General features: G+C 61.7%; 21 protein-coding genes. 12 read left to right on the plus strand and 9 right to left on the minus strand.

The genetic code is table 11. The annotated features are described in order from the left end of the window. On the minus strand, positions 1-148 hold a 148-nt coding region (locus AB3N21_RS19095; protein WP_367936842.1), incomplete at its 3' end, for an FAD-dependent oxidoreductase. A gap of 318 nt (positions 149-466) precedes the next feature. Here AB3N21_RS19095 and AB3N21_RS19100 point away from each other — a divergent pair. Continuing rightward, positions 467-886, plus strand: coding sequence for a hypothetical protein (locus tag AB3N21_RS19100; RefSeq protein ID WP_367936708.1), 420 nt, complete (start codon positions 467-469; stop codon positions 884-886). Here AB3N21_RS19100 and AB3N21_RS19105 read toward each other — a convergent pair. The 4 genes from AB3N21_RS19105 to AB3N21_RS19120 all read right to left on the minus strand — a co-directional run bounded on the left by AB3N21_RS19105 (position 883) and on the right by AB3N21_RS19120 (position 7,450). Then, positions 883-1,479, minus strand: coding sequence for a DUF924 family protein (locus tag AB3N21_RS19105; protein ID WP_367936709.1), 597 nt, complete (start codon positions 1,477-1,479; stop codon positions 883-885). The two genes, AB3N21_RS19100 and AB3N21_RS19105, sit on opposite strands and share 4 nt — an antisense overlap. A gap of 107 nt (positions 1,480-1,586) precedes the next feature. Next, entirely contained in the window at positions 1,587-2,858 is a 1,272-nt protein-coding gene (locus tag AB3N21_RS19110; protein WP_367936710.1) for an MFS transporter, read from the minus strand. Between the two features lie 110 nt (positions 2,859-2,968). Then, positions 2,969-4,015: a tRNA preQ1(34) S-adenosylmethionine ribosyltransferase-isomerase QueA gene (gene queA, locus AB3N21_RS19115; RefSeq protein ID WP_367936711.1), complete on the minus strand. Its 1,047-nt coding sequence runs from the start codon at positions 4,013-4,015 to the stop codon at positions 2,969-2,971. Between the two features lie 45 nt (positions 4,016-4,060). Continuing rightward, positions 4,061-7,450 (minus strand): DUF3971 domain-containing protein, encoded by a 3,390-nt coding sequence (locus AB3N21_RS19120; protein WP_367936712.1) that lies wholly within the window; start codon positions 7,448-7,450, stop codon positions 4,061-4,063. A gap of 60 nt (positions 7,451-7,510) precedes the next feature. On the opposite strand from AB3N21_RS19120, the gene AB3N21_RS19125 reads away from it, so the two are divergent. From AB3N21_RS19125 to AB3N21_RS19155, 7 genes are all read left to right on the plus strand, one after another. Beyond that, positions 7,511-7,975, plus strand: a complete 465-nt coding sequence (locus tag AB3N21_RS19125) for a peroxiredoxin (RefSeq protein ID WP_367936713.1) — start codon at positions 7,511-7,513, stop codon at positions 7,973-7,975. Positions 7,976-8,044: 69 nt separating this feature from the next. Further along, positions 8,045-8,884, plus strand: a complete 840-nt coding sequence (locus tag AB3N21_RS19130) for a ferritin-like domain-containing protein (protein ID WP_367936714.1) — start codon at positions 8,045-8,047, stop codon at positions 8,882-8,884. 184 nt (positions 8,885-9,068) lie between these two features. Continuing rightward, the gene (locus AB3N21_RS19135; protein ID WP_171179479.1) at positions 9,069-10,397 is read left to right on the plus strand and encodes a DUF5930 domain-containing protein; all 1,329 of its coding nucleotides are present in this window, start codon (positions 9,069-9,071) and stop codon (positions 10,395-10,397) included. After that, on the plus strand, positions 10,387-10,893 hold the full coding sequence (locus AB3N21_RS19140) for a polymer-forming cytoskeletal protein (RefSeq protein ID WP_367936715.1): 507 nt from the start codon (positions 10,387-10,389) through the stop codon (positions 10,891-10,893). Before AB3N21_RS19135 ends, AB3N21_RS19140 begins: the two co-directional genes overlap by 11 nt. 282 nt (positions 10,894-11,175) lie before the next feature. Further along, positions 11,176-11,634: a MarR family winged helix-turn-helix transcriptional regulator gene (locus AB3N21_RS19145; protein WP_367936716.1), complete on the plus strand. Its 459-nt coding sequence runs from the start codon at positions 11,176-11,178 to the stop codon at positions 11,632-11,634. Then, complete coding sequence (locus tag AB3N21_RS19150; protein ID WP_171179473.1) at positions 11,631-12,008, plus strand: hypothetical protein; 378 nt, start codon at positions 11,631-11,633, stop codon at positions 12,006-12,008. The genes AB3N21_RS19145 and AB3N21_RS19150 overlap by 4 nt, the downstream gene beginning before the upstream one ends. Before the next feature lie 51 nt (positions 12,009-12,059). Then, positions 12,060-12,377 (plus strand): monooxygenase, encoded by a 318-nt coding sequence (locus AB3N21_RS19155; protein WP_367936717.1) that lies wholly within the window; start codon positions 12,060-12,062, stop codon positions 12,375-12,377. 70 nt (positions 12,378-12,447) lie between these two features. On the opposite strand, the gene AB3N21_RS19160 is transcribed toward AB3N21_RS19155, so the two are convergent. Then, positions 12,448-13,410, minus strand: a complete 963-nt coding sequence (locus tag AB3N21_RS19160) for a DUF3179 domain-containing protein (protein ID WP_367936718.1) — start codon at positions 13,408-13,410, stop codon at positions 12,448-12,450. 465 nt (positions 13,411-13,875) lie between these two features. On the opposite strand from AB3N21_RS19160, the gene AB3N21_RS19165 reads away from it, so the two are divergent. After that, a complete protein-coding gene (locus AB3N21_RS19165) occupies positions 13,876-14,730 on the plus strand; it encodes a sulfotransferase family 2 domain-containing protein (protein WP_367936719.1) in 855 nt (284 codons plus the stop codon). Positions 14,731-14,777: 47 nt separating this feature from the next. Here the strand turns inward: AB3N21_RS19165 and AB3N21_RS19170 are convergent, their stop codons facing one another. The 3 genes from AB3N21_RS19170 to AB3N21_RS19180 all read right to left on the minus strand — a co-directional run bounded on the left by AB3N21_RS19170 (position 14,778) and on the right by AB3N21_RS19180 (position 17,730). After that, positions 14,778-16,454 carry a Hint domain-containing protein gene (locus tag AB3N21_RS19170; RefSeq protein WP_367936720.1) on the minus strand — a complete coding sequence of 559 codons (1,677 nt, stop codon included), beginning with the start codon at positions 16,452-16,454 and terminating at the stop codon, positions 14,778-14,780. A 201-nt stretch (positions 16,455-16,655) separates the two neighbouring features. Further along, on the minus strand, positions 16,656-17,231 hold the full coding sequence (locus tag AB3N21_RS19175) for a peptidylprolyl isomerase (RefSeq protein ID WP_367936721.1): 576 nt from the start codon (positions 17,229-17,231) through the stop codon (positions 16,656-16,658). Beyond that, positions 17,224-17,730 carry a peptidylprolyl isomerase gene (locus AB3N21_RS19180; protein ID WP_367936722.1) on the minus strand — a complete coding sequence of 169 codons (507 nt, stop codon included), beginning with the start codon at positions 17,728-17,730 and terminating at the stop codon, positions 17,224-17,226. Before AB3N21_RS19180 ends, AB3N21_RS19175 begins: the two co-directional genes overlap by 8 nt. Before the next feature lie 135 nt (positions 17,731-17,865). On the opposite strand from AB3N21_RS19180, the gene pgk reads away from it, so the two are divergent. The 3 genes from pgk (at position 17,866) to pdhA (ending at position 20,729) form a co-directional block, all read left to right on the plus strand. Then, positions 17,866-19,062 carry a phosphoglycerate kinase gene (gene pgk / locus AB3N21_RS19185; RefSeq protein WP_367936723.1) on the plus strand — a complete coding sequence of 399 codons (1,197 nt, stop codon included), beginning with the start codon at positions 17,866-17,868 and terminating at the stop codon, positions 19,060-19,062. Positions 19,063-19,263: 201 nt separating this feature from the next. Then, positions 19,264-19,563: a septum formation initiator family protein gene (locus AB3N21_RS19190; RefSeq protein ID WP_367936724.1), complete on the plus strand. Its 300-nt coding sequence runs from the start codon at positions 19,264-19,266 to the stop codon at positions 19,561-19,563. 176 nt (positions 19,564-19,739) lie between these two features. Next, positions 19,740-20,729 carry a pyruvate dehydrogenase (acetyl-transferring) E1 component subunit alpha gene (gene pdhA, locus AB3N21_RS19195; protein ID WP_367936725.1) on the plus strand — a complete coding sequence of 330 codons (990 nt, stop codon included), beginning with the start codon at positions 19,740-19,742 and terminating at the stop codon, positions 20,727-20,729. The last annotated feature ends 10 nt before the right edge of the window (positions 20,730-20,739 follow it).

Below are 20,739 nucleotides of genomic sequence, written 5' to 3' on the forward strand. Positions count from 1 at the left end.
GAATGCAGCCCCAGTTCAGGCAGATGCCGCCCAGATGCTCACGCTCGACCACCGCCGTCTTCAGCCCCAGCTGAGCGCCCCGGATTGCAGCAACATAGCCACCAGGGCCCGCGCCAATTACGATCAAATCAAAGGAGTGTGCAGCCATGTTTTCCTCTCGGCGCAGGTCGGTTGAAAACTAGTTTACCGTTAAACTATTTTCCTCACGGCAGCAATGCCCACCTCCCGCGACATATAGGACGCAGGCGCAAACTCGTGTTTTCCGGCTGATTTCAGCCTATACCCGGGATTGGCAAATGACTACAGCGTTTCGAGAATCCGTAGAGGCCCTTACATCGCCAATGTCCCAAAAGCACTGAATATGTGGCAGAGTATTGGCGATTCAACATTCCCCCGAAACACTGTAGCATCTGAATTCAGACGGATGTCGCCGGCTGGTCCGGTCACCAATTCAGGAGGTTGTAAGTTGATCAAAACGCTCAAAGATCTGGTGCTGGCACTGCTCAATGCAACGCTCATCCTACTGTCCATATGCCTGTTTCTGGGATGGAAGCTGTTTGCGACGCTGAAGGAAGCCCGCGAAGGTTTCACCGAAAACCTCAGCCTTGTCGCGCCCCTGCGGGATGACGTCCGGGGCGTTCGTTCGGACTTGCAGGGCCTGCGGTCACAGTTGGCAACATTGAGTGAAACCGGTGCTGCTCAACCACAGATCCAAAGAACACTGGCGCGTCTGAATGAAATCGAGGGCAGAATCGAAGCAGCGCAAACGCGACTATCGGACCTTGCCGACAAACCAGAGCAATTGATCGACTACACGATCACCAAATCCGCCGACGCATTTGCCAATCGCGTCGCCGATTTGCGAGGCTGTTCGCCCGCGTCTTAGCCGGTCGCCCGCAGCTCGGTCGTAGCCTGCATTTCACGCAGGGTCTGGCCATAGCCGCCATTGCTGACATAAGCCGCTTCCAGCTCGGTCGTTTCGCGATCCAGCGCCTCGTTGCGGTATGGGAACCGCCCGAACTTGCGGATAACCTCGCGATGGGCCCGCGCATGCAACAGGTTGGACGGACCGCCTTCGGGCATCCGCTGGCACATCAGGCGCACGCAGCGTTCCTGATCACACAGGTTTTCTGAATGCATCATCGGCAGGTAAAAGAACTGCCGTGCGGGTTCGTCGATCCGCATGTCCCAGCCCTTGTCAACTGCGCATTTCGCTGCCGCCAAAGCCGCCCGATCCGAGGCGAATGCCCGCCCCTCGCCGCGGAACATGTTCCGCGGGAACTGATCCATCAGGATGATGTATGCCAGTGAACCGCTCGGATATGTCAGCCAGAGGGAGAACTTGCCCTCGCATGCTGCAATCCAGGTCTCAAGGAAACGATCACGGATTTGCGCATCAAGCGCGTCATCCTGCTTGTACCACCCCTCAGGACCAATTTCATCCAACCAAAAACTCAGTACCTCTTCAGGACTTACCATTGCCCTTGCTCCACTATTAAATCCCCCCCAGGGGTAACTGTATTAAATGCACTTTTACCAAAAGCTAACAGTAACATATTGCAACAGAGCCGACATAAAACCAAGCCCTAAGCGACTTCTTGCGGATTTTGCTCCTCTTGATCCGCCTCGATGGCCACTTCTTGCGCAACTTCGACCGCAACCGGAGAGATGGTTGGATAGATCGGGGCCATCATGCCTGTCTCATCCACCGGCACCGAGGCGCGCTGAGTCATCCGGTAGGCGGCATAGACCGCGGTGATGAACAGCAGCGCGGCGATGATGAGGAAAAAGCCGGACGGGCCAAACACCCCGTCCCCCATCAACCAGCCGGTAATCACCGGCCCTGCAATGGCGCCCAGACCGTTGATGAACACCAACCCGCCCGAGGCCGCCGCCATATCTTCGTGGCCCAGGTAATCGTTAGTGTAGGCGATCAGCAGCGAATAAAGCGGGTTCGACATCCCACCGATCATGAAGGCCGCAACCAGCAGCATCGGGAACTGTCCGCCAAAGAACATGCCGATCAGCGCGCCGGACCCACCGACAACCCCGACCAGCAGGATCAGGAACCGGCGATCCATCCGGTCCGAGAACCACCCCAGCGGGTATTGCAACAGCATGGCACCCACATAGAAGGACGCGACAAAGATCGAGATCTGCGGCAACGTCAGGTTGGCTTGTGCGCCATAAACCGCAGCCATGCCGAACTGGGCCGAAAAGATGCCGCCCAGCAGAAACATGCCAACACAGCCCAGCGGGGAAATGTCCATCAGTTGCTTCAGCGTCATCGGCTTGGCCGTATCAAAGGCCGGCGTCGGAGAAATCGACAGCAGGATCGGCGCAAAGGAGATCGAGACCAGGATCGAAGCGATCACGAAGGTCTCGTATCCTGCCGGATCGCCGACCAGCATCAACCCCTGCGCACTGACGATACCGATCATCTGCACGATCATGTAAAGCGACAGCGCCTGGCCCCGGTTTTCGTTGTTCGCCGCGTTGTTCAGCCAGCTTTCGGCGGTCACGTACACGCCGGAAAAGCAGAACCCAATCACCACACGCCCCAGCGACCAGGCGATCGGGTCGGCCAGCAGCGGGTACATGATCATCACCGCCGAGATAAACGACGCCAGCGCCGCGAAGACGCGCACATGCCCTACTCGCCGGATCATCTCGGGCGCCAAGCGCGATCCGCCCAGAAAGCCCACGAAATAGGCCGACATCACAAAGGACATCTGCAGCGTCGAGAACTCCTGAATTTCTCCGCGAACACCCAGCAGCGTGCTTTGCAAGCCGTTGCCGACCATCAGCAATCCCATGCCGAGGAGAAGCGCCCAAGCGCTGGAAAGAACCTGAAGCATTGCGGGCCTCCGCCTTGTGCCTGTTCGCGTTGACGTCAGGGGCGATCACATACCGCCCTCAGCGCGCTTGTCCACGACAATTCGGGGATTCGGCCCGGAAAACGCGCCATTCAAGGGATCAAAAGCGACGCGTCGCCATAAGAGAAGAAGCGGTATTTTTGCGCGACCGCATGGGCATAGATCTTGCGCACCCTGTCCTGCCCCACCAGTGCCGAGACCAGCATCAGCAAGGTCGATTTCGGCAGGTGGAAATTGGTCATCAGGGCATCGGTGACCCGGAAGGTAAAACCGGGATAGATGAAGATGTCGGTGTCGCCCTCCCACGCCGCGATCTCGCCGCCGCGTGCGGCGCTTTCGATCAGACGCAGGGCGGTGGTGCCGACCGGGATCACCCGACCTCCGGCGGCCTTGGTGGCGCGGATCTCGGCGACGGCCTCGGCGCTGACCCGGCCCCATTCGGCATGCATCTTGTGGGTGGTCACATCCTCGACCTTGACCGGCAGGAAAGTACCCGCGCCCACATGCAAGGTTACATGCGTGATCTCGACCCCGCGTGCGACCAGCGCCGCCATCAGCGCGTCGTCGAAATGCAGCGAGGCTGTGGGGGCCGCGACGGCACCGGAATGGCGGGCCCAGATCGTCTGGTAATCGGTCTTGTCGCGCTCATCCGCCGGGCGCTTGGCCGCGATATAGGGCGGCAGTGGCATGGCCCCCGCCTGCTCAAGCGCGGCGTCGAAGTCATCGCCCGTCAGGTTGAAGCGCAGCATCGCCTGCCCGTCCTCGACCCTCTCCAACACGGCGCTGAGCTGGTTCGAGAACACGATCTCCTCGCCCGGCTTCACCTTTTTCAGCGGCTTGATCAACGCGGCCCAGGTGCCGTCGGCGCGCGGGTCGAGCAGCGTCGCCTCGATGCCGGCCGAGACCGGGCCTTGCGCGCTTTGCCGGTGACGGCGTCCGCTCAGCCGGGCGGGGATGACGCGGGTGTCATTCAGGACCAGCCGGTCGCCGGGGCGCAGCCGGTCCGGCAGATCGCCGACGCTGGCATCGGTCAGCGCATCGCCCTCAGCCACCAGCAGCCGCGCGGACGAGCGCGGGCTGGCCGGGCGGGTGGCGATCAGGTCCTCAGGCAGGTCGAAGTCGAAGTCACTCAGTTTCATGGGCCGCGCCTTAGCCTGCGCGAAGAGATTCGGCCACAGCCGTCCTTACCGGTCTTCGCCCCGCGGGGTCACTCTGGGTTTCTCGCGCGGCGCTTCGGGGATGATGATGTCCGTTGCTCCCCCTGGCACCCGGGGTGGCGGCGCCCGTAGCAGGTTGCGTAGGAAGGCGGGCGCCAATCCCGACAGCGGATTGACGTTGACCTGCGGATTATCGAGCGGCCCGGTCAGCGTATAATTGAAACCGATGATCCCCTCGCCTTTGCGGGTCAGCACGGCCCCGATGGCATTGACCAAGTATATCGGAGACACCACACCGCGCAGGTTCAGCCAGTGCCGCTCGGTATCCACGCGCCCATCCACCGACAACCCGATTGAGGGGCCCACCGCGCTGCCGCTCAGCACGGTGATCTCGTTCGGCGTTACCCGCATGCGGCTTTCGATCTCGTTGAAAACAATGCCCTGCCCCGACATCTCGTCGAGCAGCCCGACCAGACTGATCGCATTCAACAACGCAGCCATTGCAGGCGCGTCCCGCACCCGGGTGTCGCGGATTTTCAACAGCGCGTCATAGTTCCCCGGTCCGCCCACCGGTTCCAGCGCCAGCCGGAAATCGCCGCCACGCGCCTGGTTGAGCACCCGGGCCGAGCGCAACACGCCGCCTGCATCATCGGATTGCAAAAAGACCCGGCTGCGATTGCCGCGCGGCGACACCTCGCCATTGATCGCCGTCGCGCCGTTGACGCGGCCGGTAAACGCCCCCTTCAGGCCGCCCGTCGTCGTGAAGCCACCCTGCACACCGGTCAGTGCTACGGTGTCGGTGATCTGCAACCGGTCAAGCCGCATGTCGATTCGGGGGCTGCCACCGCCGCCGCCTCCACCGCCGGCCCCGAAGGTCGAATTGCGCATATCCAGCACGCCGCCCAGCACCCGGATATCCGGCACCGCCGCACCGCGCCCGACCAGTTCGGCAGGCACCGCCAGCCAGTTGCCCAGCTCGAACGAGGAAAACCGCAGCCGCTCGAGATTTTCGTCAGCGGTGAAACTGGCCGAACCCTGTGCCCGCAGGCCTGCAGCGTCGATGGAAAGCGCGTCTATCCGACCGGGCTTGCCCAGCGTCGCCTCCATCTCGAACGCTCCGGAGGTTGAGGCACCCTTGCTCCAGCCCAGCTCGGGCACGGACAGGCGCACACCGGTCAGGTCAGACCGGGCGACAAGCGCCGGTGGGTTCCCACCGCCGAGATCCACAGTCACGTCGGCCACACCCTCGCCGGTGACCATCCCCCGCGGCAGCCCGGCGCGGATCTCCTGTAGCAGCCGCGGCGACAGCTCGATCTGCCCGGTCAGGCGGCTGCGCACCGGCTGCGGACCACCAATCGGCTGGCGCCAACTGGCCTGCATCGGCACTGCCCCGAACAGCCCCTCACCGCTGAGCGTGAGCTGCGTCTGATCCCCGACGACCCGCAACCGCTCGGCGCTGACCGTGACATCGGGCACCAGCCCGTCGCTGCGCAGGTTGCTGAGATTTCCGGACAGATGGAACGTCATATCCTCCAGCTTGACCTTGTCGCGCAGTGGCAGGGCCAATGTGCCCTCGATCCGCGCCGCGCCCTCGGCGACATCGACCGGCAGGTTCGCCTTGGTCAGCAGTTGCAGCGGCGGTCGGTCCAGTAGTGACAGCGCGGCCGTTACGCTGCCCTTGGCCCGGATGCGGGCAATCCCGGGCGCGGCCTTGGGGATGCCGATATCGGGAATGATGAACGAGGTGCCCGTCGCGTCGACCGGCCCGCCGGCCTCCGGGAAAATCTGTCCACTTTGTGCGATGACGGCAAAGCGGCGGTCGATCAGGCTGGCTTGCCCTTGCGCGTCAACCAGCGGCGGCAGGGTCTTGGCGAACTTGATCCGTGCCTTGTCGAAATCGAAATCGGCATACAAGTCGGGCGAACGCCCCGGTTGCAAACGCAACGCCAGATCGAGATCGGTCAATTCCCCTTCGGTCAGGTTATCGCTGACCCACTCGCGGGGTTTGATCGCCGCCCCCTCGGGCCAATACCGCAACAATTGCGCCGGGGTCAGCTCGTCCATCTGCGCATCCAGACTGACACCCCAGCCGTCAGGCAGCCCGGTCAGGTTGCCCAACAGGCGCAGCCTGCGGTCCTCATGCTCGACTACCATCTGCCCGAGTTGCAGGCGGAACGGAGCCAGCTTCATCTGGAAATCCACCTCGGCCCCAGAGAGAGCCAGAGGTTCGGGATAGACATCTGCCGGGTTCACCCGCAGCCCGGACAGGCGGAACTGCGCGGCCAGGTTCTGCAACCGCCCGGTCTCAACCCCATCCAGATAAGCCCGCCCCTCAGCGGTGGCCGAGCCCCAGGCGGAATCGATTGAGACCTCGTTGAAATCCAGAAGCTGTTGCGCCGGATCGTAGGTGAAATAGGTCCGGGCCGATTGGAACGGAACCGGGCGGGTTTCCGGGTTGGGCTGCAGCACACCTTCGTCAATCTGCAATGTTGCAAAAACCGGCCCGAGCGCGCCCTCGGCATCGATGCCGCCGCGCAAAGCGCCCGAGATCGGCGCGCGCAGCACCTGCAGCCAGGCCAGCGCCGGGCTTTGACCGGCGATATCCTCGGCGGCCAAATCCGACACGGTGATGCCGAACTGCGCAGCGGGTGAGCCCAGCTGGCTTGTATAATTGGCCTCAATCGTGCTGGCAAAGTCGCGCCCGCCCAGCAGCGAAAACCCGGTGGCGATGCGGATCTCGTCCTGACTGCGCGTGACCTGAAGATGGCCGCCATCCAGCGTCCAAGACCGGCCCTGTCGCTGGTCCTGGTAGTCTAGAGTGATGGCGTCCAGCTCGAACGATGTCAGCGCTGACAGCAACGGTGCCAGAAACAGACCGTCGGCGCTTTCGATCAGGCGGGCCATGTTGGGCGCCTGCTCGACCGGCGCGCTCTCCGGGCCGACCGCCAGGGAAAACGCCCCGTCCTCGCCCCGGCGCAGGGTCACATAGGCCCCGCTGAGCATGATACGCTTGGGCCGGACCTGCCCCCGCAATAGCGGGCGCATCGCCAGACTGGCGCGCATCTCGGAGAGCTGCGCAATCGCACGCCCCTCGGCATCGCCCAGCGTCACATCCTGCAGCCGCAGCCGGGGCCGCCAGCCCTCGTGAATGATAAAACTGACCTCACCGAAATTCAGCTGCAGCCCGCCCAACGAGCGCTCCAGCCGCGCCTCGATCCGGTCGCGCAGCCAGGCTGGCGCGTGCAGCCTCTGGCCGATCACCATCAGCGCCGTGAGTGCGGCAAGAAACAACAGGATCAGCGTCCCCCGCATCGCCCACAGGCTGGCCCTGCGGCGGCGCGAGCGGCGCGGCGGCGCATCCTTGGCCGGGTTCTCCCCGCCCCCCTGCGCCTGATTTTTTTCCTGTGCGTCTTTCAACTTGCCGGTCCCGGCCTATGTTGCGGTTCGTCTGATTTCAAACTTCGCCGGAGTAAGCCCATGCCCGAGATTTCCGATACTGCCCCCGACTTTACCCTGCCCCGCGATGGCGGCGGCGAGGTCACCTTGTCGGACCTGCGCGGTGGTGCGGTTGTTCTGTTTTTCTATCCCCGTGATGATACTCCGGGCTGCACCAAGGAATCCATCGGATTTTCCGAACACTTGCCAGCCTTTGCCGATGCCGGGGCGCAGGTCTTTGGCATTTCGCGCGACAGCGTGGCCAAGCACGACAAGTTCGTGGCCAAGCACGGGCTGACCACACCGCTTTTGTCCGACGAAGGCTCGACCGTGTGTGAGGATTATGGGGTGTGGGTGGAAAAGAACATGTATGGCCGCAAGTCCATGGGGATCGAACGCTCGACCTTCCTGATCGACTCTGACGGCAAGATCGCGCGCGTCTGGCGCAAGGTGAAGGTGCCCGGTCACGTGGATGACGTGCTCGAGGCAACGCGGGCGCTGGCCTGAGCCAGCTCTCGACGCTCGGCCCCAACCGGTCTATGACCCGCGCGGAAGATTTCCGAACGGAGCAAGTATGTGAGCCAGACCCTGACCCAGATGGCGACCGAAGTGCTGGAAACCGCCGACGGGCGCGCCAAGACCGCGCTGTCGCGAAGGCACGCCGCCACCTGGTTTGCCTCGCGCAAGGGTGAGGCGCCCGCGATCGAGATCGGCATCGCTCGGCCACCGATGCATCCCGCCCGCCCCGAGCGGCCTGAGTTGTTGTCGCCGCGCGACGTGCCCAAACGCCGCCCGGGCTCCGAGGCCGGGCGGATCGCTTTGTTACATGCGGTGGCGCATATCGAGTTGAACGCGGTCGATCTGCACTGGGACATCATCGCGCGGTTCGGTCATGTATCGATGCCCATCGGGTTCTACGACGATTGGGTGAAATGCGCCGAAGAGGAATCGCGCCATTTCGAGTTGGTCTGCGATTGCCTGCAGTCCATGGGCAGTCACTACGGCGCCTTGCCCGCCCATGCGGGTATGTGGCGTGCCGCCGAAGACACCGCCGAGGACCTGATGGGCCGTCTGGCCGTCGTGCCCATGGTGCTTGAAGCGCGCGGATTGGATGTGACCCCGGGCATGATCGACATCTTCCGCAAGGCCAAGGCCGAGCAGGCGGTCGCTGCGCTTGAGGTGATTTACGCCGAAGAGGTCGGTCATGTGGCCTATGGTTCGAAATGGTTCCACTTTCTGTGCGGGCGCGAAAACGCGGACCCTAAGGATGTGTTCCACACGCTGGTGTGCCGCTATTTCCACGGCGCGCTGAAACCGCCTTTCAACGAGGAAAAGCGCGCCGAGGCCGGGCTGCCCCCGGATTTCTACTGGCCGCTGGCCGAGGATATGCCCCCGCCGGGTACAGCCGGTCGGTGATCGCAACTCCGCTGGCCGCCGTTACGTAATCGGCAATTTCTTGCTCAAGTTGCGTGCAAATCTCCGTGAAATCCCGATGCGCTGTTAACAAACTTGCCCAAAACGCCCGCCAAAGGTATGCAAACGCCCCAAGGGACGGCACGCCACTCATGGCCTGTCTCGGTATGGGGAAAAGGAAAGACGCGTGAGAACACGTCTGGCGATTAAACTGCACGCTCTGCTCGAGAAGCGTTTTCCTGAACGCAGGGTGTTTCTCAAATCCGACAGTGATACGCGATTCATCCGGTTGCGACCTGAAACTCAACTTCTGGCCTTTGCCGGGGTTGCGGTGACGGTCGGCTGGACCATCGTGGCCACCGCGATCATCCTTATGGACAGCATCGGCTCGGGCAATTTCCGCGAACAGGCGAAACGGGATCAGGCCACGTATCAAGAGCGGCTGAACATCCTGTCCGGCGAACGCGACATGCGGGCCGAGGAGGCGCTGGCCGCGCACGAACGCTTCAATGCGGCGCTGGAGCAGATCTCGATGATGCAGTCCGAGCTGCTGGACTCGGAAAACCGACGCCGCGAGCTGGAAACCGGGATCGAGGTAATCCAAACCACCCTGCGCTCGGTCATGGATCAGCGCAAGGAGGCGCGCATGGCACTGGCCAAGCTGGAGCAGGAAACCGGCGACGAGACGGCGACCTATAAGATGGCCATGTCGGCGCCCGCTCAGATGACCTTCATGTCCGAAGCATTGGGCCGCACCGCGCAGGAGCGCGATCAGATCCTGGCCGATGCGCAATCGGCGCTGGATGAGCGCGACGAACTGGAGCTGGAGATTCAGCTTATGCGCGAGCGCAGCGACCAGATATTCCGCCAGTTGGAAGAGGCAATGGTGATCTCGGTCGAGCCTCTGGACAAGATGTTCCGCAGCGCGGGCATGCCCACCGACCGCATCATCGAACAGGTGCGGCGCGGCTATAGCGGTCAGGGCGGTCCGCTGACCCCTTTATCCTTCAGCACGCGCGGTGAAGAACCGTCTCCGGACGAGATCCGCGCGAACCGTCTGTTGCAACAGATGGATCAGCTGAACCTTTATCGTATCGCTGCACAAAAGGCGCCCTTTGCAAGTCCGGTTCATGCGGCCGTGCGCTTTACCAGCGGATACGGCACACGCCGGGACCCAAAAACCGGTGGTCGGCGTATGCATAATGGCGCGGATTTCGCAGGGGCGCACGGCACCGATATCTTTGCCACTGCCGATGGCGTCGTGACACATGCCGGGTGGCAATCGGGCTTTGGACGCCTGGTCAAAATCAAGCACGCCTTCGGGATTGAGACACTTTACGCTCATAACACGAGCATTCGCGTCAAGGTTGGTCAAAGGGTCTCGCGCGGGGATCATATTGCTGATATGGGTAGCACCGGACGGTCTACCGGCACGCATCTGCACTACGAGGTGCGCGTGAACGGCAAACCCGTGAACCCAATGACTTACATCAAGGCTGCGAGAAATGTTTTCTAAGAGCAAAATCAACGAGCCCGGTTCCAAGGCGCCCGAAGCGGCCAAGCCCGCTACGCCTGCAACTCCTGCGGCACCCGCCCCGAGCGAGCAGAAACCCGCCGCACCCAAGCCCAAGCCGCCGGCATCGGTGCTGTCCTCGGACCTGCATATCACCGGCAACATCAAGACCACCGGCGACATCCAGGTCGAAGGCACGGTCGAGGGTGACATCCGCGCGCATCTGCTGACCATCGGCGAAACCGCCACCATCAAGGGCGAAGTCACCGCCGACGACGTTGTGGTCAATGGCCGCATCGTAGGCCGTGTGCGTGGCCTGAAAGTTCGCCTGACCTCGACCGCACGGGTCGAAGGCGACATCATCCACAAGACCATCGCGATCGAAAGCGGCGCCCATTTCGAAGGGTCGGTGCAGCGTCAGGACGACCCGCTGAACCCAGGACGCTCCAGCAAATCCTCGGGCAACCCGGCTGCCGCGACCGCCGAGGTCAGCCAGTAAGGCAGGCAAACCCGAAGCTCTCAAAGTCGAACGCGCCGCAGGTCCATGCGGCGCGTTTTGCTTTTTCAGGCCTGGTCCGTGCGGCGTGCGCGCTTCGGCTAAGCGTCTGTCTTGGTCAGTAGGTAGGGATTGATGGCGTACCTCAGCCCCCCCCTCTGCTGACGGAGTTTACCGGCACGGGATCGCGCTTACTTTAGAGATGTAGGCCGATCCGAATGGCTTTATTGCAAACAATCGCGGGGGGGGCTTGAAATTATCCCTAACTAGGGATAAATACACTACATGAGCACACAGGACCAAGACAAAGAAAACCAAACCCTGGTGTTGGCGCTGCTGCGCAGTCATCAGCTGTTCCAACGCGCAATGGGACCGGTTTTTCGGGATGCGGGCCTCACGGCTCCGCAATGGGACACGCTGGAAACACTGAACAGCAAGAAAGCACTGTCCATCAACGACCTGATGCAGCAGACGCTCGGCACCTCGGGCAACCTTGACGTTGTGGTCAAGAACCTGATGCAGGCGGGTCTGGTCGAGAAGACCGTGGATGAGAAGGACCGAAGGGCGCGGGTTTTGCGCCTGACGCCTGCCGGGCGACAGAAAGTCAAAGACTTCATGCCGGCGCATAACCGGGCCCTGGACCAGATATTCGGCCAGCTCAACCCCGAGGAAAAGCGTCACACAATCAAGACACTCATCCAGCTCCGAAAGAAGCTGGCCCAGACAAAGAAAGATCAAGGATGACAAACCGAACCTTCCTGACAGCACATGGTGCCGTTTACGCCTTTTTCGCACTGGCGCTGTTCTTCATCCCGACAGTTCTCTGGCCGAATTACGGCCTGCAACTGAATGACCGGTACGCGGTCTTCCTGTCGCAGCACAACTCGATCTTTCTCGGCGGTATCGGGATCATCAGCCTTCTGTTTCGCGACGCGGATCACGGGAGCGACACGGCCCAACGGATTCTGACGGGCCTGATGTGGACCAATATCCTTGGGGTCGTTATCACCCTTTACGCCTGCCTGACCGGCGTCTTTACCGGGTTTGGCTGGTCCGATCCGATCTTCTTTGCACTGCTGGCCGTTCTCAGCTTCATCCAGATCGGCAAGAACCGCTGAGTTTCACCGGGCGCATCAACCACACTCACAACCAATCGAAGGCACACTGCAATGAGCACACTGAAAATCTGGGACCTTCACATGACCTATGATGGTCCGATCACCGAGGAGTTTCTGGCCGGGACAAAACAACTCGCTGAGAGTATCGCCAAGGAGCCGGGGATCATCTGGAAGATCTGGACCGCCGAAGAGGGAACGAACCACTACGGCTCAACCTATCTGTTCAGGAACCGCGACTATCTCGAAAAGTACAAGGCGATGCACATGAAGCGACTCAGCTCGATCGGCATCACCGTCACCGCGGATCATGTCTTTGACATCATGGAGGATGTCAGCGCGATCAACAACGCGCCCTTAGGTGACGGTTGACCACGTGCAACGCAAGATCGGACATGTGGCTGAACTGCAGATGTCCGGGCAAGCCTCCGCTGGCAGACGCTCAGTTTGCCAGCATCCACCTACCGTCCGGCCAGAATGCGTGAAAGGCAAAGGCGAACATCACATCATGAGACACGTCCCTTCCCTGCCCGTCCTTCACGCGAATGGACCCCACGTCGCGCCCCTTGCCGATCCGCCCGCTATCAAGCGCCGAGGCCTGGCCCTCGGTCCAACTGATCGTCACCCCCGCCTCCTTGACCACCCCGGCACGGGCAAGACGGCTCATCGGCCAGGCCCTGTTACCCACCCGCACGATGCGTTCCAGAGGGTTGATGCCATGGGGCGGCATCTCGCCCGAATAGAGGAACGGACGACGGGAGGTATCGTATCCGCGATACGGATTGCGCCCGTAGTCGCGGTTGTGCCGCGGCTCGGCCATGACAAGCCCCTCCGGGTTGCGGGTGCGAAATTCATCCCAGCTCTCCATCCAGGCCGGCAGGGTTTTCAGCTTCGTGCCAGTCAGATCGCCGACAATCGCCTCGCCAACGGCCTGCTGCCACCAGCTCTGGGTTTCGCGGTCATACATGACCATGTCGGAATGGCGCAGCTTGCCTGAGACGCCAAAGCTCAGCACCCCGTGGCGGGTGCGCCGATCAAAGGTGATGGCCGAATTGCAGAGTGGGCAATAGGTGACGGCGATGGGGATGCCGCCGACCCGGTCATTCACGATCTCATGCCAGATCAGGTAGCGGATCGGATAGGCGCGCGGTTCAGCGCCCCCAATCTCAACCGTAATCACCGGCTCGCGCAGGTCGATGCCGCGCTTGCCGGAGGCGCGCACGAAACTTGGATCGCTCAACGCGGGAATGCCATCCTTTGGAGGGCCACCGGACAGGATCTCTCCCCAGTTCGCAACACTGGTCTTGTCGAAATTGGTCTCAGGCCACTCATTGCGCCAGAAGTCTGGGCTGGCGTGCACGGCACCGGCCAAAAGAGCGGCGAGGAGAACGGCGAGGATACGCATGGCTCTGTTCCGGTCTGATGCACAATCGTGACCCGCGGCGCGCGCAGGAAACAGCCCTTCACACGCAGACGTGAAAGGAGTTTAGGGGCTGCGCGCAGATTTGAGTGGCCAAGTCCCATCCGCCCTGAGCAGAAAATCCCAATCCCGCCGGGACCAATAGAATCCGGGACGCATGAGAGAGCACCGACGGGTCGACCTCTGGCGAAGATACAACCCATGAGTGGCGCCTTTCCGGCTTTGCGCACCGGCCAGACCTGACGGCGAAGCGTGCGCACACATAAAGAAAAGGTTCCCAGGGGCCGGGCTTTGTTGCTTGTCAGTTTCAGCAACACTGAGGTAGGTACTGCCACTAAGAACCGCGATTGCGGCTTGTCATCGGGACTCAATACAAAACCCTCTCGACGCAAACGAAAATTGACGGGACAGCCCCGGTGGTATCCCTTTTTCCTGTTCAGGAGCCTGAATATGCAGAGCGAGCGCGACCAGCTTCGGCTATTCGACGAACCGGTCCCAGTCTCCCGGCGCAATGCCGCCATAGAGGCGTCGCGCAAGGCCTTTCCTGAGGAGCTTCCGACGGTACACGCGGCGCGACGTTTTCTGTCGCAGGTGATCATACCGCCCTCGATGCGCTGGGGCTTTATTTCCGTGGGCAAGAATGCGTCGACATCGACCCTTCGTTTTCTCTTTCAGGCGGAGTTCGGCTGCGATCTGACCGTTGATGTCACCCCGTTGCACGACATCAACCCTTCGGCCTCTGTACATATGATTGCCGACCACGACGTGTTCTCCCGCGCCCTTTTGCGCGGCATGGCAGCACAAGAACTGTCTGGCCCGCAAGGCCCGGAGGAGCGTGTCTGCATCGTGCGAAACCCCTTGTCGCGAGCGGTCTCAGCTTATCGCTATCTTTGCAAAAGCCATCATATGGCCAGCCGGTGGTTCGCGCGTGACAGGTTTCGGATGAATGCTGTCACAGGCTTCGACTGGGGCCATCATACCGATACCGAAGAAGGCTTCGTGCGGTTCCTCGATTACGTTGCGTGGCAAGTCAACACAGAGGGCGCCGATAAAGTGAATGCACACTGGTGTCCTCAGGCAAGCTTCATCAAGCCAACCGTTTTTAAGCCCACGATTATCGGGAAAATGGAAGATCTGGATCATTTTTTCCGGATGCTTTCCTCGCGTCTTGGCACTCCTCCGACCGATACCGCGCCGTGGGAGAACCGTCAGTCAGGCAGAGCAGACGCCCTGCTCGAATGCCCGCGAGCCCGGGCTCGGTGCGAAGAGATTTATGCCGAGGATTATGGGACGTTTGGATACTAAGTTTTTGAGCGCTACGGTTTCGCCTAGAGACGTCCCCGACTGCTCCGCTATGCGATCTGAGCGGTCCGCGCGAACCTAGCCTGATTGGCCGTATCACCAGTGCGGATCAGAGGTTTACCATTCTTTAGATGCCGCTCGATCAGCCGCTTCTGCCGTTTAGCGGGCGGGATCGGACGGGCCGGCATCGGAACATGATCCGGGCGCCGGATCTCGGGAAACAGCCCAAAGATTTCCGCCCGCGCCTCCGGAGCAAGGGCTTTCAGGGCTTGCGGGCCGGTGTAGAGGCTTTCGGTCGGCGCCCCTTCGGCAAAAATGACCTGATGCTCGTCAAACAACAGGTGGTAGTAAGTTACGCTCTCGACTTCCTGCTCGACGGATATTCCCGGCAGACGGGTTAGTTTGATCGCGGGAACCAGAACCTCGGCACTGCCGAACATGCGGGTGGCGATGGCCGAGTCCACGACCATCCTGTGCTGGCGCGAAACCAGCAGATCGTTCACCGGCAGACCCCGGCCCAAGGCCCCTTTTGAGATGCGCACAGGTCGGAATTCTGGCCGTTGGCGCAATTCGTCCACCCCCACCGTCCGGCTGAACACGCGCCGCAGGACGGCATGAGACGGCCCTTTGCTGTCGGAGCAAGGGCACACTTCGACCAGATCGCCCTGCTGCAGCTCTTCAATCGGTTTAAGCCCTGCCGCTGTCGCAACCTTTGTCCCCCCTGCCAGACACGGAATACCAACTGCGCGCAGTTCGGGTTTCGTGTCCAGATCAGAGGGCGGCACGTCCCGCAATATAACCTGTTCGCCGTTGGGAAAGGTCAGGATCGAACCACCCTGCCCGTCCGAGGTAACAACCACATCCTTGAGACCGATCGGGTTTCCGTTTGCGTCGGTCAGGCCCGAGACGTCCAGCAGGTCCTCACCAATGGTGAAATCGCCGACTATATCGGTGCCACCACCGTCGGTCAGGGCAATGGTATCGTCGCCGATGCCGCCTTCGATGTAATCATTCCCGGTTCCACCGGTGATGACATCGTCGCCCTCCTGACCATAGATGCGGTCATCGCCTGCACCGCCGTTCAGCGTGTCGTCGAAACTGAACGCGCTCGCGGCAGCGGACGCCTCGGTCAGGGTGATCTGAACATTGTCCAGCAACGGCCCGAGGCTGTTGTCCTGACTCGGTAGTTCGCGGAAACCGATGGTGTCGGTTCCCGAAACACCGGTAATCGTCAGTGTGGTGGTGGTGAAAGTAGTCGTCGAGGACGGTGAGATCGTGGCTATCACCACCCCGTTATGGGTGACCTGGAAATCGTCGTTCACGGACGATCCGGCACGCGCCGCGTGATCGAAACTGAGCGTGTACGTCACGCCCGTATCCAGCTCGACATTGGTTTGAACGTGGTCGATACCGGCCCGGTTGCCGTCCAGTTCGATAAAGGTGCCGCCGTCATCCGTCGGCAGCCCGAGGAACCCGTCCCCCCAACGCTCGATGGTCCCGTTTGATCCGGGGTTGAACCAGCCATCGACGGCACCGGGCGACCAGCTGTTGTCGGGCTGATCCGAGTCGAGCCCGCCATTGGTCAGATAGGTGACGTCGCCATAGATTATGTCGGCGCCACCGCCGCCATCTATGACATCGTTGCCCTCTTCACCGGCAATCACGTCGTCGGCGTTATCGCCGACAAGCGTGTCGTCGCCCGAAGTTGGTGTTCCAGAGACCGCCATGGCCCATCCGCTCGCGAAACCGGGCCCATTCAGCCCTCATTCGACGCATCGGATATCTTGGGTACGGGTCGGATTTAAGGCCAAATTGGGGCCAATGGCGTCAAAAACAGAATATTATGTCAGAATCTGCCTCAAATGACCGATCCGTGAGCCAGTCGGCAAGCGACTGGACCCGGCACGCAAACGCGCCGGGTCAAAGAGTCACTCTGTTACCGTGACCTTCTTCATCACATCAGGCTGGCCGATCACCGCCCCGTTCGGGCCGTCACCGCGCTTGATCGCGTCGACCACATCCATACCGCCGGTCACCTTGCCCACGACGGTGTACTGACCGTCCAGAAACGGACCCGGCTCGAACATGATGAAAAACTGCGAATTGGCACTGTCGGGGTCTTGCGCCCGCGCCATGCCCACCACACCGCGGTCATAGGTGATGTCCGAAAACTCGGCAGGCAGGTCGGGACGGTCAGACGCACCGGTGCCTGCCCGACGCATGTCACCACCCAGCTTGCCGAACTGCACATCCCCGGTCTGAGCCATGAAGCCCTCAATCACCCGGTGAAACACCACCCCGTCATATTTGCCTTCAGCAGCAAGGGCCGCGATCTGCTCGACATGTTCGGGAGCCACATCTTCCAGCAGGTCGATGGTGACGGTGCCGTTGGCGCCTTCGCCCTCGATCTCGATCTCCAGGCCCGTCGCGCCCGCAGGCGCGCCACTGAAAGCGACCAGCGCGGGGCTGGCCATCACGGCAAAAACAGCGGCCAGCTTACGCATCGGCGGCCACCTTGACGCTGATCATACGGTCAGGGGTCGCTGGCGGCTCGCCACGCACGATGGCATCCACATGCTCCATCCCTTCGATTACCCTGCCATAGACGGTGTACTGGCCGTTCAGGAAATGGTTGTCCTTGAAATTGATGAAGAACTGCGAATTGGCCGAGTTGGGGTTCTGCGACCGTGCCGCGCCCAGTGTACCCCGGTCATGTGGTAGCTTCGAAAACTCCGCCGGCAGATCCGGCAGCGACGAACCACCAGTACCCGCCATGCGCAGGTTGAACCCGTCTTCCATATCCCCATGCTGCACGTCGCCGGTCTGCGCCATGAAGCCGTCGATCACCCGGTGAAAGGCCACGTTGTCATACTCACCCCCGCGCGCCAGTTCCTTCATCCGCTCGCTGTGCTGGGGTGCCACGTCGGGCAGCAGCTCGATAACGACATTGCCGTCCTTGAGTTCGACGATGATGGTGTTTTCGGGATCCTTGATCTCGGCCATTGGGCCCTCCTGTCTTTGGATATTGGCCGAATACCTAAGCCGGGCCTGCGCGAAAGCCAAGTGACGCATTGACCTGAGCGCGGATTCCGGGGAAAGAGCGCGCAGTTTTGCGAAAATTCAGGCGGAGTGTCTCAGATGGGCTGGAAAAACCTCGACGACATGGATCTCGGCGGCAAGTGCGTTCTGGTGCGCGTGGACATCAACGTCCCGGTCGAGGATGGCAAGGTGACCGACGACACCCGCATCCGCCGCGTGCAGCCCACGATCCGCGACATTCTCGCCGCCGGAGGCCGCCCGATCCTGCTGGCCCATTTCGGCCGCCCCAAGGGCAAGGTGGTACCCGAGATGTCGCTGCGCCCGCTGGTGCCCGCGCTTGAGGCCGCCTTCGGCGCGCCCGTCACCTTCTGCGCCGATTGCCGCGGCCCCGCCGCACAGGCCGCCGTGGACAGCCTGGCCGAGGGCGCGATCCTGCTCTTGGAAAACACCCGCTTTCATGCGGGCGAGGAAAAGAATAACGCGGGTCTCGCCGCGGAGATGGCAGAGCTGGGCGATATCTATTGCAATGATGCTTTCTCGGCAGCGCACCGCGCCCACGCCTCGACCGAAGGCCTCGCGCGCCTGCTGCCCGCCTGCGCGGGCCGCCTGATGCAGGCCGAGCTTGAAGCGCTGGAAAGCGCCCTTGGCCAGCCCCAACGTCCGGTCGTAGCCGTGGTGGGCGGCGCCAAGGTCTCCACCAAACTAGAATTGCTGGGCAATCTGGTGGAAAGGGTCGACCATCTGGTGATCGGCGGTGGCATGGCCAACACCTTCCTCGCGGCGCAAGGCATCGACGTCGGCAAATCGCTCTGCGAGCATGAGATGACCGGGACGGCGAGAGAAATACTCGTCAAGGCAGAGACAACCGGGTGTAAGATCTTGCTGCCCTCGGACGTGGTCGTGGCGCGCGAATTCAAGGCCGGGGCCGAGAATGAAACTGTCGCCGCCGACGCCTGCCCCGCCGACGCGATGATCCTCGACGCAGGCCCCGAGACCGTGGCCCGTGTGGCCGAGGTGATGGAGGGCGCCAAGACCCTGATCTGGAACGGCCCCATGGGCGCCTTCGAGATCGCCCCCTTCGACGCCGCCACCAACGCGGCAGCGAAGCAGGCCGCTGCTCTGACCAAGGCCGGACAACTGATCACCGTCGCCGGCGGCGGCGATACCGTGGCCGCACTGAACCAGGCCGGGGCCGCAGCGGACTTCACCTATATATCCACCGCAGGCGGCGCCTTTCTGGAATGGATGGAGGGCAAGACCCTGCCCGGCGTCGCAGCACTAACCCCGCAGGCCTAAGCCCCCTAGAGCTTCTTCTTGCGCCAAATACGCAAGCCGAAGGCGGCGCCCCACTATGGGGCGCTTTTTCGCCAGCCCATTGGAATCACGGGCGGATTTTTGTGACAAAGGGGATTCACATCGCGAATCACCTATGACATAGTGACCGCAGATGCCCGCAAAGGGCACGTTTCTGAGGCAGTTCATACGGCGGTAAACAGAGTGTCCCGTTCCCATCGGCCCAGCCTGGGCGCAGTGTTGTTCTTCGCGGTGGCGTTTGCGCTGGGTGTCTATTTCACCTTCGCGGCCGTGCAGGGCGATTTCGGCCTGTTCCGGCGGGTCGAGATTGCAGCGGAGCGGGACGCCCTGTCGCGCGACCTCGCCCGGCTTGAGGGTGAGATCGCAGAGATGGAAAACCTCACCCGCCGCCTCTCGGACACCTATCTCGATCTCGACCTGCTCGACCAGCAAGCCCGTTCGATTCTGGGCCTGCTGCGCGCAGATGAGATCGTGATCCGCTAACCCGAGCTCAAAAACCGCGGTATTGCACCCTCTTTCCTTGTTCAAACCGGCTACTCTCTGAGCGGTCTCCGGCCCGCTCCGACGCTGCGTCACATTTCCCCTCGCCAGACAGCACGAAATGCATTATGAGATAGTTTAACGCTAAACTATCTTGCCGAAAGGGAGAGGTCGCCACGATGGCTGCGCGAAAAACCACAAAGAAACCAAACGTTTCGGCGGACGAGCTGAAACACTACTACCGCGAAATGCTGCTGATCCGCCGATTCGAGGAAAAGGCAGGCCAGCTTTATGGCATGGGTCTCATCGGCGGTTTCTGTCACCTTTATATCGGACAAGAGGCCGTTGTGGTCGGGCTTGAGGCGGCGACCGAAGAGGGCGACAAGCGCATCACCTCGTACCGCGATCACGGCCACATGCTGGCCTGCGGCATGGACCCGGGCGGCGTGATGGCCGAACTCACCGGGCGCGAGGGCGGCCTGTCCAAGGGCAAGGGCGGCTCGATGCACATGTTCTCGAAAGAGAAGCACTTCTATGGCGGCCACGGCATCGTCGGCGCGCAGGTGCCGCTGGGCGCCGGTCTGGCCTTCGCCGATCGCTACAAGGACAATGGCCGCGTGACCTTCGCCTATTTCGGCGATGGCGCCTCGAACCAGGGTCAGGTCTATGAGACCTTCAACATGGCAGCACTTTGGCAACTGCCGGTGATCTTCGTGATCGAGAACAACCAGTACGCCATGGGCACCGCCCAGAAACGCTCGACCTCGACACCGGACATCTACACCCGCGGCGAAGCCTTCGGCATTCCCGGCGAAACCGTCGATGGCATGAATGTTCTGGCCGTCAAGGAAGCCAGCGAAAAGGCCGTCGCCCACTGCCGCGCGGGCAAGGGCCCCTACATCCTCGAGGTCAAGACCTACCGCTATCGCGGCCACTCGATGTCGGACCCGGCCAAGTACCGCACCCGCGAAGAGGTGCAGAAAATGCGCGAGGAACGCGATCCGATCGAGCAGGTCCGCGAGATGCTGCTGACCGGCAAACACGCGTCCGAAGACGACCTCAAGGCGATCGACAAGGAGATCAAGGAGATCGTCAACAAGGCCGCCGATTTCTCGAAAGAAAGCCCCGAGCCGTCCGTGGATGAGCTCTGGACAGACATTTACGCCTGAGAGGACGATT

The sequence above is a fragment of the Ruegeria sp. genome (assembly GCF_040830605.1).
In the GTDB taxonomy this organism is placed as follows: Bacteria; Pseudomonadota; Alphaproteobacteria; order Rhodobacterales; family Rhodobacteraceae; genus Ruegeria.